Origin of the sequence: Ancylomarina sp. 16SWW S1-10-2, assembly GCF_009669305.1 — a bacterium.
GTDB lineage: Bacteria > Bacteroidota > Bacteroidia > Bacteroidales > Marinifilaceae > Ancylomarina.
This window is the reverse complement of the sequence record NZ_SADB01000001.1, coordinates 422,565-438,643: the sequence shown is the minus strand read 5'-3', so window position 1 is coordinate 438,643 and position 16,079 is coordinate 422,565. Positions and strand designations below refer to the sequence as shown.

The window sequence follows — 16,079 nt, the reverse complement described above, 5'->3', positions numbered from 1 at the left end:
ATTTAAGAGATAAAACAAAAGCACCACATTTAATATGTGGTGTTTTTTATTTTTGGATTAAAGTGTCTTAGTTAAGTAGGTCTGAACAGGCTTTTATAATACCTTCCTTATCAAATCCACATTCTTTATAAAGTTCTTCTTGGGTACCATGTTCAACCCACCTGTCAGGAACGCCTAGTCGTTTAATTTTAGCATTATAGCCATTTTCACTCATAAACTCTATGGTTGCTGATCCTAATCCACCAATGATTGAACCATCTTCAAGTGTGATGATCTTCTTATGATTTTTAAAGACCTCGTGAAGCATATCTTCATCGATAGGTTTAAGAAAACGCATGTCATAATGTGCAATAGAGTGTCCCTCTTTTTCAAGATCTTCTATGGCGTCACTGGCTTTCAGTCCTATTGGTCCTATTGAAAGAATAGCAAGATCTTTACCATCTTGCAATTTTTGACCTTTACCAATCTCAAGTTCTTTGAAAGGTGTTTGCCAATTTAACTCACGACCAGTACCACGGGGATATCGAATAGAAAAAGCACCTTTACCACCCAGTTGAGCAGTGTACATTAAGTTACGTAAATCTTCTTCATTAAGTGGAGATGAAATTGTCATGTTTGGAACACAGCGTAAGAAAGCCATATCGAATATACCATGATGTGTTGCACCATCAGCACCAACTAAACCAGCTCTGTCTATACAGAAAACGACATCTACATTTTGCAAAGCAACATCATGTATAACTTGATCGTAGGCTCGTTGCAAAAATGATGAATAGATAGCACAAAAAGGAATTTTTCCTTTTGCAGCTAATCCGCCTGAGAAAGTAACAGCATGTTGTTCTGCAATTCCTACATCAAAAGCTCTGTCGGGCATTTTTTCCATCATTATATTCATTGATGAACCCGTAGGCATAGCAGGTGTTATACCTACAATTTTCTCGTTTTTTTCTGCTAATTCTACAAGGGTATTCCCGAATACTTGTTGGAATTTTGGAATTTGGGGTAAATTTGATTTCTTCTTTAAAATCTCACCTGTTTTTGCATCAAATTTAGCTGGAGCATGCCAGTATGTTTGATTTAACTCTGCAGGTTTAAAACCTTTACCTTTTTTAGTGATGCAATGAAGAATTTTTGGTCCAGGTATTTTATGTAAATCATTTAAAACTTTGACGAGATGATTTACATTGTGTCCATCTACAGGTCCAAAATATCTGAAATTTAAAGCCTCGAATAAATTACTCTGTTTTAATAGAATAGCTTTAACGCCTTGTTCTACTTTTTGAAAAAGTTTTTGAGTATTAGGATTAACTCGGTTAAATTTTCCAAGAATACGCCAAATATCATCCTTTACCTTATTATATGTTTGCGAGCTTGTAATGTCTAATAAATATTCACTCATTCCACCCACATTAGGGTCTATGGCCATATTGTTGTCATTCAATATCACCAATAAATCGGCATTGTTTGTGGCGGCGTTGTTCAATCCTTCAAAAGCCAAACCTGCTGTCATCGATCCATCACCAATTACAGCAACAGTTTTTCGGTCTTTCTCACCACTTAGTTGTGCTGAAACAGCCATACCGAGCGCTGCTGAAATGGAGGTCGATGAATGGCCTACGGTAAAAGCATCATATTCACTCTCGGCACGGTTAGGAAATCCACTAATCCCGTTAAGTTTTCTGTTTGTGTAAAATAGATCTTTTCGACCAGTTAAAATTTTATGACCATAGGCCTGATGACCAACATCCCATATGAGATTATCGTAAGGTGTATCTAGAACGTAATGTAATGCAACACTTAGTTCAACAACACCAAGGCTTGCTCCAAAATGCCCGGGGTTACAGGAAACTTGTTCAATAATCTCCTGACGAAGTTCTGCGCAAACTTGAATTAAATCATCTTCAGAAACCTTTTTTAGGTCGGATGGAAAGTTGATTTGATCCAATAATGGTTTTTCAGACTTTGTCATTTGTTACTCAGTTTATAGTATATTGTTGTTTGTATTTTGCTGATTATAAAAATGGTTTAGGGGACGAAGGTATGAAAAATTGAGCAATCATAAAGCAAAGCTATTTCTGAATAAATTCTAAATAGACGTTTTTTGTTAGAATCATTAAATTTAATATCAAGTATAATAATTTTAAGCTAAAGGTGGATTTATATTGTGATCTAGTTTTACTCTTTTTATATTTGTTTTTATGATTTATTTAAAATACATTTTGAATAAAATATTGTGGTAATTAATTGATAATTAAGTTATGAGAAGAGTTGAGCAGTTTTTGTTTGTTCTAGCGGTTAGTAGTCTATTTTTTTCATGTGTACCGGCACGTCAGTTTCAGAGTTCAGAAGCAAGAGCAAATGAAAATCAGAAAAAATACGAAGAGCTTAAAGATGAGAATAGGTTATTGACTGAAAGTAATGCTGAGCTTGAGGCAAGATTTGGTGTTTTAGAAGGTAAATATAAACGAGCAGAGGAAGAATACAATGAAAATGCTGAACGTTTACTAAAAAGTAAAGAGCAGTTGAAGCAGTGTGAACAAAACCAGGAAGATTTGCTTAGACAGTTGGCAAAACAACAAAAGGGTAGTGCAAGGGAATCTAAAACCCTATTGGATCAGATTCGTAAAACTCAGGATAATTTAAATTTACGTGAAAATGAGGTAATGCGCCTTGAAAAGGACTTGAAAGTTAGAGCAAAAAGCTTAGATGATTTACAAGATGAAATTGGCCGTAGGGATAAGCGATTACTCGAACTCGAAAGGGCGCTTGCTAAGAAAGATGAAGCTGTGATTGCTTTAAAAAATAAGGTTATGGATGCTTTAACTGGATTTGATAATAAAGGATTGAGTATTTCTAACCGAAATGGTAAGGTGTATGTGTCTATGGATGAAAAGCTACTTTTCAAATCAGGCAGTTATACTGTTGATGTTCGTGGAGCACAGGCTTTAAAGCAATTGGCTCAGGTTTTATCAACAAATAAGGATATTAATATTGTGATTGAAGGGCATACCGATAATGTACCTTATAAGGGAAGTGGAGATTTGACAGATAATTGGGATTTGAGTGTAAAGCGTGCAACTTCAATAGTACGTATTTTAAGCTTGAATAAAGGAATTGATCCTCAGAGAATGACAGTTGCAGGGCGAAGTAAATATTTACCAATTGGTACAAATGCAACAGTTGAGGGAAGAAGTAAAAATCGTCGTACCGAAATTATTTTGACCCCTAAGTTGGATGAACTTTTCCAAATATTGGGACAATAATCTTTAATTAAAAAAAGAGAATGCAGTTTTCAGATAAAAAATCGATTATAGGAATGATTCATGTTCAGGCTTTACCAGGAACACCGAATCATAAAATGGGTTTGAGTGAAATATCAGCCTTGGCCGTAAAAGAAGCTAAACAGTACGAGCGGGCTAATCTAGATGCTATTATAATTGAGAATATGCACGATGTGCCCTATTTAAAGGAACATGTTGGTCCAGAAATAACAGCTGCAATGACTATTGTGGCTAAAGCAATTCGTGATGCTGTGGATTTACCTTTAGGCATTCAGATTCTTGCAGGAGCAAATAAAGAGGCTTTGGCTGTTGCAAGGGCTGCCAATTTAGATTTTATACGAGCAGAGGGTTTTGTCTTTGGACATGTTGCCGATGAAGGTTATATTGATTCTTGTGCGGGAGAGCTGATGCGATATCGAAAAATGATAGAGGCTGATAAGGTGAAAGTTTTTACCGATATTAAAAAGAAACATAGTTCACATGCTATTACTTCGGATGTGGATATTGTCGAGACAGCTCATGCAGCTGAGTTTTTCTTAAGCGATGGTCTCATTATTACGGGTACTTCTACAGGAAAAGCCGTTGATATTCGAGAGTTAGATGCTTTAAAGGATTCGCTTAGCAAACCTATATTGATTGGTTCTGGAATTACAGTTGATAATATTTCAGAATATTGGCCATTTGCTAATGCCTTTATTGTGGGGTCTCACTTTAAAGAAAATGGGTATTGGATGAATCCTGTTTCTGATGAGCGATTAAGTGTTTTTATGAAAAAGGTTGAATTCTTAAGATCTAAGTAGTCCGTTTAAAATTGATGATATAAAAAAAAGCTGCTCGATTTGAGCAGCTTTTATATTAAAAAATTGGTAAAGAATTACTTACCAAATTTGTTTACGAAGTGGTAGTGAGAACCGAATCTTTCGAAAGCAGCTTGATCTAACTCTTCTCTAAAATTTGGATGAGCAATAGAGATGATTGCCTTAGCTCTTTGTTGTAATGTTTTACCATAAAGGTTAACACATCCATATTCAGTAGCAAACCAATGCATGTTGTTACGAGTTGTTACAACACCTGATCCTTGTAAAAGAGTTGGCGCAATTTTAGAAACACCTTTACCTGTAACTGAAGGCATAGCGATAACTGGCACACCACCTTCTGATGCAGCAGCACCACGAGTAAAGTCAATTTGTCCACCTACTCCAGAGTAATGTCTTGTTCCTATTGAATCGGCACAAACTTGACCTGTAATATCAATTGATAAAGCAGAGTTAATAGCACATACTTTTGGATTTTGTCTGATAATTTCTACACCATTAGTGTATCCAACATCCATCATAAGTACACTTGGGTTATCATCAACAAAATCGTAAAGTTCTTTAGTTCCCATTAAGAAACTAGCAACGATTTTACCTTTGTCAAGTTTTTTGTTCATACCGTTTACAACACCGCTTTCAACCAATGGAAGAAGACCGTCAGCAAACATTTCAGTATGAATACCAAGATTTTTGTGGTTACCTAGCTGAGCTAATACAGCGTTAGGAATACCACCAATACCCATTTGAAGACAAGCTCCATCAGGAATAATACCTGCTACATTTTTACCAATAGCAATTTCAATATCAGAAAGAGGAGCACTACCATGTTCAACAAGTGGTGAATTGTCTTCACAGAATATATCACACATACTCATTGGAATCATTGCATCACCAAAAGCACGAGGTACGTTTTTATTGATGATTGCAACAACTGTGTCAGCAGTTTCAACAGCAGCTAATGAACAATCTATTGAAGTTCCTAAAGATACATAACCATGTTTGTCTGGAGGACTTACTTGTACAACAGCTACATTAACATCAAGAACACCATCACGGATCATTTTTTGAGTTTCACTCAAAAATACAGGAATATAATCAGCATAACCTGCTTGTGTTTGCTTTCTAACATTAGCTCCTACAAATAGAGATTCTAAGTTAAAAATACCTTCAAATTCAGTGTCAGCATAAGGAGCTGGACCTTCTGTATGAAGATGTTGTATTGCTACATCATAAAATTCACCATTACGACCTCTGTCACACATGGCTTTAATGAACTTGTGTGGCGCTAGTGCAACTGAGTGCAAATGCACTCTGTCACCAGTCTTAATCACTTTGGCAGCTTCTTCGAACGATACTATTTTAATACCTTGTTGCATTGTAATTCAGTTTATATTGAGCTTATAAATTTCAAAATCGTTGCTAAAAGTAATATTTTTTTTAAGCTTGAAATCTGCTCTTTAGCATCATTGCTTAACAACATGTTGAAAACGTGTGTTTTAATTTATTTATAAATAAAAAAAAACAGCCAAAAGATCTAACTTTTGACTGTTTTTACCCAAACATCTAATAAAACTGAAATAACAAAAAAACTATTAAACTATTATATTACTTTAATTAATGTAATAAAAGCAGTTATTACATCTTCTATTTCTTATCTGATTTTAAGAATGAGATTGCCTCTGTTCTTAATTTTTTAGAGATAGAACTTGTTGTTTAAACTTTTTAATAATCAGATTATTAATCTGTGTTTATTAAGTTTTAATTAATAGCTTATTACAAATATAGGTGAGTTAAATATATCAATCAAATCAATAATGTATATGGAGTAATAGATTTTGTTTATATTTGTGAATCAAAGTCAATAAATAATAATTAGATATGGTTACATTAACTCAACTAGAATATATCGTTGCAGTAGACACTCATCGTCATTTTGCGACTGCGGCAAATAATTGTTTTATTACTCAGCCTACATTGAGTATGCAAATTAAGAAACTCGAAGAATTTCTGGATGTTATTATATTCGATAGGAGTAAACAACCTATTATTCCGACCGATGTTGGAGTGCCAATTATTGAACAAGCTCGTATTATACTAAGTGAATCGAAAAAGATTGATGAAATAGTTAAGAATTATAGGAATACGGTGGAGGGAAGTTTGAAAATTGGTATTATTCCTACTTTGGCTCCTTTTTTACTTCCTATGTTTATTGGTGATTATATTAGAGCTTATCCGGATGTAAAGGTGGAAGTTGAGGAAATGGTATCTGATGATATTGTGGAAGCACTTAAAAAGGATTTGCTTGATGTTGGTGTTTTTGTAACACCGTTGAGAGATGATAAGATTCAGGAGCAACCCTTGTTTTATGAAGAAATGATGATTTATGCACACAAAGATCATGAAATTCTTAAAAAGGAGATTGTTGAAGTAAAAGATATTGCAACATCCGAAATTTGGATGCTGGGTGATGGACACTGTTTCCGTAGTCAAGTAATCAATCTTTGTGAGATGAGAAATATTCAACATCAAGAGTTGCCTTTCGAATTTGAAAGTAATTCTTTGGAGACACTCATGAAAATTATAGATAAAGAAGGTGGATTTACATTAATTCCTGAATTGGCAACTCAGTACATGTCGACTGAAAAATTGAAGCAAGTGCGGTCTTTTACAAATTTACACCCTCTTCGGGAGGTGAGTTTGGTTTATTCTAGACACTACACCAAAAATAAATTATTGAATTTATTAGGCGACCATATTCGCAAAATGATACCTGTAGCCTACTTAAATAAGGATAGAGGATCAATTGTTGAGTGGAATTAATAAATTAATGGTGCTCAGAAATAAGGTGTTAGCTTTTTTGTTGAAAAAAACTTGATTTTTTTGCATTTCCCTCTTGTGTGATTGAATAATTATAATTTACTTTGCATCGCAAAAGAGAGAAAAAGGGACACGTTCTCAATAATATTTCTGATGTAAAAAAAAGCTTCAAAGTGTTTGTCTTATTGAAAAGTTCGATTACCTTTGCAGTTCCAAATTAATATGGTCCGTTCGTCTAGGGGTTAGGACGCTAGGTTTTCATCCTAGTAACAGGGGTTCGATTCCCCTACGGACTACGTAGTTTTGCAATTCTTTAATTGCTTTTTGGAATTTTTTTTTGGTCCGTTCGTCTAGGGGTTAGGACGCTAGGTTTTCATCCTAGTAACAGGGGTTCGATTCCCCTACGGACTACAATTTTTAAATAATTATTATACAATAAAGAGATGGCAAATCATCAATCCGCAATTAAAAGAATTCGTCAGTCTGAGGCTAGAAGAGTGCATAATAAGTACTATGCTAAAACTACGAGAAATGCCGTAAGAGATTTACGTGCGATTACTGATAAGGAAGCTGCTTCTGAGTTGCTACCTAAAGTTACTGCAATGTTGGATAAGTTGGCTAAAATCAACGTAATCCATAAAAACAAAGCTTCTAACTTGAAATCGAAATTAGCTACACACGTTAACGCGTTATAAGACTCAATAAACTCTTATATGAAAGCCCACTAATTAATTAGTGGGCTTTTCTATGTTAGTTTATTTTAGTCTAATTATGGATCAAGTTGAATTTATGGTGACTGATTTGATTTATGCTTAAATTTTTCGATTCTATAAACTAGGGAAAAGTTAATATCTCTAGCACCTCTAAGTGAAGCTCTAAAGCCTCTGGGTTTGGTGATGAATGATAATAGAATTAGTCCTTTGCGGTTCAGTAAAAGCGTTGCTTGTTCTATTGATGTAACAATTGACAGTTTGGATGTGATGTATTTGGAAAGTTCTTTTAATTGAAACTTAGATTCAAGTTGGCTTTTTCTATTTGATCAAACTAACAACTAATTTAGGTCGATTAGTATTGCATATTTTTCGTAGCTCATCAAATAAATTATATTCAATTTTAATATTCGTAATATTTCATAAAGTAGTCTTGTTTTCACTATTTATGATTGATTCATAAAAAAGTTTAATCCAGATTATTTTGAATAGGGAGCATTCATACACTAAAATGGGTGCAATTTTCTAGTGTTTCTACAAAATTTTGTAAAAGTGGATTATTTAGAGAAGAGTGTAGCCTTGAAACTTATCTTTTGTGATGTAATAGAATTTTGATATCCTAATAAGATTAATATGTTGAGATACGAATCGATCTTATTTTAAGATGATTTTGAAGTTTTAAAATGATTTGAGTCATCTTTATCTTAGTAATTCTAATCTGTTTGCGTCAAGTCTTATGAAGATAAAGAGCAGAATGGTGAAAGACCATAAAGAAGAACCTCCATAGCTAAAAAATGGTAGAGGAATTCCAATCACAGGTGCTAAACCAATTGTCATACCGACATTAATTGCTAAATGGAAAAATAGAATGGAGGCAACACCATAGCCGTAAATTCGACTGAAGCTAGATCGTTGTTTTTCTGCTAAGAATAATAATCTTAAGATTAATCCGAGGTGTAAAAGAAGTACAAGTCCAGATCCCAAGAATCCCCATTCTTCACCAACAGTACAGAAAATAAAATCAGTGCTTTGTTCGGGAACAAAATTGAATTTTGTTTGGGTTCCATTTAAGAAGCCTTTTCCAGAAAATCCACCAGAACCAATTGCAATTTTTGATTGATTAACATTGTATCCAGCTCCATATGGGTCGGATTGAATACCTAACAATTCATTGATACGCTCTTGTTGGTGAGGTTCCAAAATTTGGTTGAAAATATAGCTTACCGAGAATGTGTAAAACAAACTTCCTATTAGTATTAATAAAATGAGAGCAGCTTTTGTGATTTTTTGTCGATAGATATATATTAAAAATGGGACAGCATTAAGAATGGTTGAAATAACCACAAGAGAAAAGTTGCTAAATTCCAAATTTGCTCCCTTATTAATTAGCCAAAGGGTACCAAAACTCCCTGTTAGAGTTGCCAGAGCTATTGCAATTTGTTTTATTGGTACGTTTATTATTTTAAAACTTACTGCAGCCATAGCTATTATTAGAATGGATACGGTGAAACTGGAGTAAATAAGTGTAAATACAAATAGTAGAGCTGCCAAAAGCACAAGAAGTAATATAAATCCTGATAAGCCTTCTCTGTAAAGCACAAGTATAAAAACAGAATATACCAATGCGGATCCTGTATCATTTTGCATTAATATTAATACTGCAGGAGTAAATAAGATGAGTCCCGTAATAAAAAGGGATTTGATTTTATGAATTTTAAAATTGTATTGACTCAGGTATCTCGCTATGGCAAGGCATGTTGCAAATTTGGCGAATTCAGCAGGTTGAAATCTAATTGATCCAAGTTGAAACCATGAGCGTGCTCCATTTACTTCTACACCAAACATTAAGACTGCTAAGAGGAGGCATATCATGATAATGAGAGTGGGGTAAGCAAATGCGGAATAAAATTTACTATCAATAGTTAGGATGATTATTGCTATAAAAAATGCCGCTCCAATCCATATTAATTGTTTTCCATAACGCTGTGTTGCATCTAAAATACTTTGATGATCTTCATTGTAAACAGCAGCGTATATATTTATCCAGCCTAAAAATACTAGAATAACATAAAGCATGATGGTTATCCAGTCTAGGTTTTTAATTAGGCTTCCTCTTCGGTTCATAATTGCTACTCTTTATTTTATTCGTCTTTTTTGATTTTCTTTGTATGGATCAAGTCTGCATCAAGCATTCTTTTTTCTAAATACTTTTTGTTTTTTGAAATCTCGCCTTTAAGATATTTTTCAATCATTAGACCCGCAATTGGTGCAGCGTATCTCGATCCCCACACACCATTCTCTACATACACCACTAAGGCAATTTTAGGATTGTCTTTCGGAGCAAAGGCTACAAAAACAGAATGATCGTCTCCATGTGGGTTTTCAACAGTTCCTGTTTTTCCGCAAACTTCGATGTCTTTTATTGCTGCAGATCGTCCTGTACTACCTTCTCCACCATTTATGACTAGATCCATACCTTCAATCACTGGATCAAAGTATTTGGGATCGATAGTTGTGTAATTTTTCTTTATAAAACTAGAATCTATTTTGTTATTTTCACCTATAGATTTTACAATGTGTGGTATGTGATAATAGCCACGGTTTGCAATACACGAAACCATATTAGCCATTTGTAAAGGCGTTATTAAAAGAGGTCCTTGCCCAATAGCCATTGAGACAATATTGAGTGATTTCCAGTTTTTTGTTCTAAGTTGTTTTGCATGATAGCTAGCTTTGGGTATAAAACCAGTTAATTCACTTGGTAGATCTGTACCAAGTCTCGATCCAAATCCAAACGAAGTAACATGTCTTCTCCAGTTTGTATAACTTTCACTAACCGAACCAAATTTAGGTGCATCTAAAATGTTTCGGAATGTGTTTGCATAGTATGAATTGCAAGATTGTTGTATTGATTCTTTTAAATCAAGAGGCGATTTGTGATGATGACAACCCATTGTAAAACGTCCAGCGTGATAGCCATCGTGGCATTGAAATTTTGTTTGAGGTGTAATAATGCCTTCTTGCAATCCGACAAGAGCATTAATAAGTTTAAAAATAGACCCTGGAGGATATGTGGCCATCATAGATCGGTCAAAAAGTGGTCTTAATGTATCATTGTTGGCAAGTTTGCGATAATTCTCAGACATGGCTCTACCAACAAACATTTCGGGGTCGTATCCAGGGCTAGATAGTTTAACTAATATTTCACCAGTTTTAGGTTCAATAGCAACAATCCCACCTTTTTTATTTTGCATGAGTTCCTCTCCATACTCTTGCAGTTTAATGTCTAATGTTGTAGTTATATTTTTCCCTTCAATAGCATTTTTGTCTAGTCTTCCATTGTGAAAAGAGCCTTTAATTCGATTGTATACATCAACCCAATAAACCTTTAGTCCTTTTGCACCTCGTAAAACAGATTCGTAAGTACTTTCAATGCCACTTTTTCCAATATAATCACCTTGAGTATAATAGTTGTCTTTCTTTATATGTCTATCATTTACCTCACCCAAATAGCCTAATGTGTGGGCTGCGTTGTGATAGGGGTATTTTCGAAGAGTACGCGTTTGTACAAAAAATCCTTGAAATTTATATAGTTTTTCCTGTAAAACGGCATATCTCTCAGAGGAAATTTGCTTCATGAAAATGGAAGATCTATAACGAGAATGTTTCTTGGCTTTTTTGATTCTTTGTATCACGTCATCTTTTTCAATATCAAGAAGTTTGCAAAAATCAAGTGTATCGAATGTTTTAACCTGACGAGGTATAATCATTAAATCATAGGCTGCTTGATTGTAAACTAACAGTTTACCATTTCGGTCGTAAATTAAACCACGTGCAGCATATTGAGTTACCCTGCGTTGCGAGTTACTCTCTGCTGATAATTTGTATTGATCGTCAACTATTTGGAGGTTGACGAGTCTGATTAGGAATATTAGAATAACAAAGGCAAAGATGCCCCCAATAATAAATCTTCGGTTAGAATAGTTATTCATATCTGTTCAGACTATTTTATTTTTTAGAAATTATAAACTGACTTGTAATGACAAGGACTAAAGTGAATATAGTACTTAGAATAATTCGAATTAATGTATCTCCAAAATTATTGAAAGAAAAAACTTCCACTATAAATAAGAAACTATGATGTGCAAGAGTTAGTATAAGAGCATATTTAAAAAACCACGAAAATCCATAAACGGATAAACCTTGTTCAATATTACAATCGTAGTTGTCTCGAACAGAAACAATGTTTAAAACAAATGGTCTTAAGAATGCCATAAAAACACAGGCTGATGCATGTATCCCAATTGTATTCGAGAAAATATCGATACTAAGCCCAGTAAAAAAGGCTAAAACGAGTAATAGCCAAGGTGGTGTTTCAAATGGAAGTAGTAGGATAAATAGAATATAGAGGTAAGGATTTATAAAACCACTTAACTGAATGTTGTTAAAAACAGTTACTTGAAGTAGTATTAAAACTATAAATCGGATGATATTTTTAAGTATAATATTCATTTCTCTACTTCTTTCTCTAATTCTACTTGTTCATTTTTTAGTAAGTTCCCAATAACATCAACATAGGAAAGCTGGTTAAAGTCATTACTAATTAAGACAATTACCTCTCGAAAATTACCTCCTGTTGCTGGTAGTATTTCATCAGCAACACCTAGCAATAAACCTTCTGGAAAAATTGAAGAATAACTACTAGTTGTTATGGTATCACCTATTTTTATATCAACATGAGATGGTATTTCAATTAGTCTAGCTCTTCGGTAATCTTTACCATCCCAATATAATGAACCGTGGTGATTATTCTTTTTAATTCGAGCTGAAATCTTTAACCTACTATTTAATAGTGAAATAACTGTGGCGTAATTGTCAGATACTGATTTTACAATACCAACAACACTATTGTTGGCTATGACACCCATTTCTGGTCTTATTCCTTGAAGTCTACCCTTATTTAGGGTGATGTAGTTTCGTTGTTTGTTAATTGAGTTGTTTATCACTTTAGCTGAGCGATAAATGTACTGCTGTTTGAAGATTGTGTCTTTGTACAAAGAAAAGGAGTCAATAGTTGACTTGTAATTTTCTAATAGTATGTTGTGAAGTGCTGTGTTTTCACTGCTTAATTCATCATTAATTTTGGAAAGTCTAATGTAGTCAGAAAAAGTAGAGACTTTGTTGTAAATACCACCAGTAAGGGCATTATTTGAGTTCAGAAAAACCGTTTTGTGATAGTTATTGTTGCTTACAATAAGTAAAAAACATACCAATTCTATTATGAAGAATAGAATTGTGAAATGAAATCTGATAATGATTTGTATTAGATTCTTCATTCAAGAATAAAAGGGTATACGGTTTTAAATTTATGTTTGTTGATTGGTTTTAAAGCCAATCAACAAACTATAATTTGCAAACAATATAAAATTTGACTGTTTGTTATGTGATTATCTCATTAAAAATGAGAAATTATTCACGTTTTTAAGTGCGACACCTGTTCCTCTTGCAACGGCTCTCAATGGATCTTCAGCAATATGGAATGGAATGTTTAATTTATTCATTAAACGTTTATCTAAACCTCGAAGTAATGCACCGCCGCCTGCAAGATAAATACCATGATTTACAATATCAGCATATAATTCTGGAGGCGTTTGTTCTAAAGCACTTAGAATTGCAATTTCGATTTTTGAAATTGATTTTTCAAGGCAATGAGCAATTTCCTGATACGAAACAGGTATCTCGATTGGAAGAGCTGTCATCTGATTTGGTCCTTGAACACGGAAATCAGTTGGTGGTTCTTCTAATTCAGAAAGTGCAGATCCAACATGAATTTTGATATCTTCAGCTGTACGTTCTCCAATTTTGATATTGTGTTGATGACGCATGTATTCTTGAATATCGGCAGTTAAATCATCACCAGCAATTCGAATAGACTTATTTGTAACGATACCTCCAAGAGAGATCACTGCAATTTCAGTTGTACCACCTCCTATATCCACGACCATATTTCCTTCGGGGGCTTCAACATCAATTCCAATACCAATAGCAGCAGCCATTGGTTCATAAATCATATAAACATCTCTACCTCCAGCGTGTTCCGAAGAGTCACGAACTGCTCGAAGTTCAACTTCGGTACTTCCCGATGGGATACAGATTACCATTCTTAATGAAGGAGGAAATAGACGTGGCTTTTTATTGATCATTTTGATCATTCCACGAATCATTTGCTCAGCAGCATTAAAGTCTGCAATTACACCATCACGCAAAGGACGGATAGTACGAAGGTTGTCGTGAGTTTTACCCTGCATTTGACGCGCTTTCTCGCCAATAGCAACCATTTTCTCGGTGCGTCGGTCAATTGCAACAATCGAAGGTTCGTCAACTACAATCTTATCATTATGAATAATGATTGTGTTTGCCGTTCCCAAGTCGATGGCAATTTCCTGTGTCATGAATGAAAAAAATCCCATATAGTCGTGTGTGTCTTGGTTTTATCTATTATGTTTTTTCAAAGCTCTGTTTTAGAGCATAGAAGCATCCTAAGTTAATAAGTTTATTAGGATTAATACCGTGCTAGAAACAAAGAATTTGAATTAATTTTAATGTTTAAAATGACGCATCCCTGTAAATACCATTGCAATACCATATTTGTTAGCTAAATCAATAGATTCTTTATCTCTAATTGAGCCTCCTGGTTGGATGATAGCTGTTATTCCTGCTTCGTTTGCAGCTTCAACGCAATCACCAAAAGGGAAAAAAGCATCAGATGCTAATGCACTTCCTTTAACGTTTTTGCCACCTTGACGAATTGCATTTTCTAAAGCCCAAATACGACTAACTTGTCCTGGTCCAACACCAGTTGTTGTCTTATCTTTGGCAATTGCTATACCATTCGATTTAGTATGTTTTACAGTTTTCCAAGCGAACATTAAATCTTCCATCTCTTTTTCAGATGGTTGACGTTTTGTTACAACTTTTAGTTCGTCGTTTATTAATTTTTGATCTTGCTCCTGAATTAATAATCCACCTAAAACAGTTCGTGCTTTGAAGGTTGTATATCCAGTTTTTGAGATTTCTGGAAGTTCCAGTAATCTTACATTTTTCTTCTTAGTTAATATTTCAAGAGCCTCAGCGCTGAATGATGGAGCTACAATAACCTCAAGGAAAATTGTACTCATTATTTTAGCTGTAGCTGCATCAATTTCGCGGTTTGAAGCAATAATACCACCAAAAATTGAAACGGGATCTGCATCATATGCTTTTTTAAATGCTTCGGCAATAGTTGGTGCAGAACCAATTCCACAAGGGTTGGCATGCTTAGCAGCTACAATTGTTGGTTCTTCGAATTCTTTCAATGTTTCTAAAGCACCATCAGTATCGCCAATGTTATTATAAGAAAGCTCTTTACCATGAATTTTATTTGCAGCGGTAAGTGTTCCTTCTGTTCCTTTAATTTGAGTATAGAAACTTGCTTGTTGATGTGGGTTCTCTCCATATCTAAGATCTTGTTTCTTTTCGTAAGTTAAAGTAATTGTGTCTGGAGATTTAATATCCAGTTTTGTATTGAAATAGTCTGAGATTAAAGCATCGTAGTGAGCTGTATGTTGAAATACTTTAGCTGCCAATAATTCTTTAGTTTCAAAACTTGTATCACCGCTATCTTTAAGTTCTGCAATAATTGTATCGTAGTCTTTAGGATCAGTAATAACTGAAACGAATTTATAATTTTTTGCAGCAGCTCTTAGCATAGTTGGTCCTCCTATATCGATATTTTCGATAATTTCTTCGTGACCTGCTTTGGGATTTAATACAGTTTGTTTAAAAGGGTATAAGTTACAAACAACAATGTCTATAGCTTCAATACCTAGTTCTTTCATTTGCTTTTGATGCATTTCGTTATCACGAATAGCTAAAATTCCACCTTCAACATTTGGATGTAGTGTTTTTACTCTACCATCAAAACATTCTGGGAATTGAGTTAAATCCGAAATATCCATAACTGGAATTCCTTCAGCCTTAAATGTTGCAGAAGTACCACCAGTAGAGATAATTTCCCATCCTAGTTTGTCTAGTTCTCTAGCAAATTCAACAACATTTGTTTTATCAAAAACACTGATTAGAGCTCTTTTCATGATTCTTTTTTTTGGGGTAATTTTAGTGTGTAGAGAATTATCTTTACAGCAAAATATTTTTAAGACTATTCTGTCTATCTTAAAGCGCTGTGTTATAACGTTTTAAGAAAATTGAATTAGTATCATGCAAAGTTAAGAAAAAGCCTAAAAAATAAGTCTTATAAACAGAGCTTTTTTAGAGCAATTTTATAAAAATTACCTTTCTCCCTTTTATGAGAGGTTTGTAGTGAAAAATAGATGATTTTTTGTTTCCGTTTTGATTGGGTCTTAAGGCAGATGATCGTTGTTATTTTTAATGTGGTTTAAAACAATATAGACATTAGT

General features: G+C 34.1%; 12 protein-coding genes and 2 tRNA genes. 6 read left to right on the top strand and 8 right to left on the bottom strand.

The genetic code is table 11. From position 1 onward, the window contains the following. Positions 1-67: 67 nt before the first annotated feature. Positions 68-1,969 carry a 1-deoxy-D-xylulose-5-phosphate synthase gene (gene dxs / locus EMN46_RS01880; RefSeq protein WP_154198967.1) on the bottom strand — a complete coding sequence of 634 codons (1,902 nt, stop codon included), beginning with the start codon at positions 1,967-1,969 and terminating at the stop codon, positions 68-70. 289 nt (positions 1,970-2,258) lie between these two features. Between dxs and EMN46_RS01875 the strand changes: the two genes are divergently transcribed. Next, positions 2,259-3,263: an OmpA family protein gene (locus tag EMN46_RS01875; RefSeq protein WP_154198966.1), complete on the top strand. Its 1,005-nt coding sequence runs from the start codon at positions 2,259-2,261 to the stop codon at positions 3,261-3,263. Between the two features lie 20 nt (positions 3,264-3,283). Beyond that, positions 3,284-4,081 carry a BtpA/SgcQ family protein gene (locus tag EMN46_RS01870; protein WP_154198965.1) on the top strand — a complete coding sequence of 266 codons (798 nt, stop codon included), beginning with the start codon at positions 3,284-3,286 and terminating at the stop codon, positions 4,079-4,081. A gap of 74 nt (positions 4,082-4,155) precedes the next feature. On the opposite strand, the gene EMN46_RS01865 is transcribed toward EMN46_RS01870, so the two are convergent. Beyond that, positions 4,156-5,472: an acetyl-CoA hydrolase/transferase family protein gene (locus tag EMN46_RS01865; protein ID WP_154198964.1), complete on the bottom strand. Its 1,317-nt coding sequence runs from the start codon at positions 5,470-5,472 to the stop codon at positions 4,156-4,158. Between the two features lie 502 nt (positions 5,473-5,974). On the opposite strand from EMN46_RS01865, the gene EMN46_RS01860 reads away from it, so the two are divergent. The 4 genes from EMN46_RS01860 (at position 5,975) to rpsT (ending at position 7,608) form a co-directional block, all read left to right on the top strand. Then, on the top strand, positions 5,975-6,916 hold the full coding sequence (locus EMN46_RS01860; protein WP_154198963.1) for a hydrogen peroxide-inducible genes activator: 942 nt from the start codon (positions 5,975-5,977) through the stop codon (positions 6,914-6,916). Between the two features lie 221 nt (positions 6,917-7,137). After that, positions 7,138-7,209, top strand: a tRNA-Glu gene (locus EMN46_RS01855). 43 nt (positions 7,210-7,252) lie between these two features. Then, positions 7,253-7,324, top strand: a tRNA-Glu gene (locus EMN46_RS01850). Positions 7,325-7,356: 32 nt separating this feature from the next. Further along, a complete protein-coding gene (rpsT, locus tag EMN46_RS01845; protein ID WP_154198962.1) occupies positions 7,357-7,608 on the top strand; it encodes a 30S ribosomal protein S20 in 252 nt (83 codons plus the stop codon). A gap of 714 nt (positions 7,609-8,322) precedes the next feature. Here rpsT and rodA read toward each other — a convergent pair. From rodA to purH, 6 genes are all read right to left on the bottom strand, one after another. Then, positions 8,323-9,747: a rod shape-determining protein RodA gene (gene rodA, locus EMN46_RS01840; protein ID WP_154198961.1), complete on the bottom strand. Its 1,425-nt coding sequence runs from the start codon at positions 9,745-9,747 to the stop codon at positions 8,323-8,325. 17 nt (positions 9,748-9,764) lie between these two features. After that, entirely contained in the window at positions 9,765-11,615 is a 1,851-nt protein-coding gene (mrdA, locus tag EMN46_RS01835) for a penicillin-binding protein 2 (RefSeq protein ID WP_154198960.1), read from the bottom strand. A 16-nt stretch (positions 11,616-11,631) separates the two neighbouring features. Continuing rightward, positions 11,632-12,135 carry a rod shape-determining protein MreD gene (mreD, locus tag EMN46_RS01830; protein WP_154198959.1) on the bottom strand — a complete coding sequence of 168 codons (504 nt, stop codon included), beginning with the start codon at positions 12,133-12,135 and terminating at the stop codon, positions 11,632-11,634. Beyond that, entirely contained in the window at positions 12,132-12,959 is an 828-nt protein-coding gene (gene mreC / locus EMN46_RS01825) for a rod shape-determining protein MreC (protein WP_154198958.1), read from the bottom strand. Before mreC ends, mreD begins: the two co-directional genes overlap by 4 nt. 111 nt (positions 12,960-13,070) lie before the next feature. Further along, positions 13,071-14,093, bottom strand: coding sequence for a rod shape-determining protein (locus tag EMN46_RS01820; RefSeq protein WP_154198957.1), 1,023 nt, complete (start codon positions 14,091-14,093; stop codon positions 13,071-13,073). Positions 14,094-14,222: 129 nt separating this feature from the next. After that, entirely contained in the window at positions 14,223-15,755 is a 1,533-nt protein-coding gene (gene purH, locus EMN46_RS01815) for a bifunctional phosphoribosylaminoimidazolecarboxamide formyltransferase/IMP cyclohydrolase (protein ID WP_154198956.1), read from the bottom strand. Between the last annotated feature and the right edge of the window lie 324 nt (positions 15,756-16,079).

Excerpts from the sequence above, each read along its gene's own strand:
- EMN46_RS01865 (WP_154198964.1), bottom strand. The coding sequence starts at position 5,472 with ATGCAACAAGGTATTAAAATAGTATCGTTCGAAGAAGCTGCCAAAGTG.
- mrdA (WP_154198960.1), bottom strand. The coding sequence starts at position 11,615 with ATGAATAACTATTCTAACCGAAGATTTATTATTGGGGGCATCTTTGCC.
- mreC (WP_154198958.1), bottom strand. The coding sequence starts at position 12,959 with ATGAAGAATCTAATACAAATCATTATCAGATTTCATTTCACAATTCTA.
- EMN46_RS01870 (WP_154198965.1), top strand. The coding sequence starts at position 3,284 with ATGCAGTTTTCAGATAAAAAATCGATTATAGGAATGATTCATGTTCAG.
- purH (WP_154198956.1), bottom strand. The coding sequence starts at position 15,755 with ATGAAAAGAGCTCTAATCAGTGTTTTTGATAAAACAAATGTTGTTGAA.
- dxs (WP_154198967.1), bottom strand. The coding sequence starts at position 1,969 with ATGACAAAGTCTGAAAAACCATTATTGGATCAAATCAACTTTCCATCC.
- EMN46_RS01875 (WP_154198966.1), top strand. The coding sequence starts at position 2,259 with ATGAGAAGAGTTGAGCAGTTTTTGTTTGTTCTAGCGGTTAGTAGTCTA.
- EMN46_RS01820 (WP_154198957.1), bottom strand. The coding sequence starts at position 14,093 with ATGGGATTTTTTTCATTCATGACACAGGAAATTGCCATCGACTTGGGA.
- EMN46_RS01860 (WP_154198963.1), top strand. The coding sequence starts at position 5,975 with ATGGTTACATTAACTCAACTAGAATATATCGTTGCAGTAGACACTCAT.
- mreD (WP_154198959.1), bottom strand. The coding sequence starts at position 12,135 with ATGAATATTATACTTAAAAATATCATCCGATTTATAGTTTTAATACTA.
- rodA (WP_154198961.1), bottom strand. The coding sequence starts at position 9,747 with ATGAACCGAAGAGGAAGCCTAATTAAAAACCTAGACTGGATAACCATC.
- rpsT (WP_154198962.1), top strand. The coding sequence starts at position 7,357 with ATGGCAAATCATCAATCCGCAATTAAAAGAATTCGTCAGTCTGAGGCT.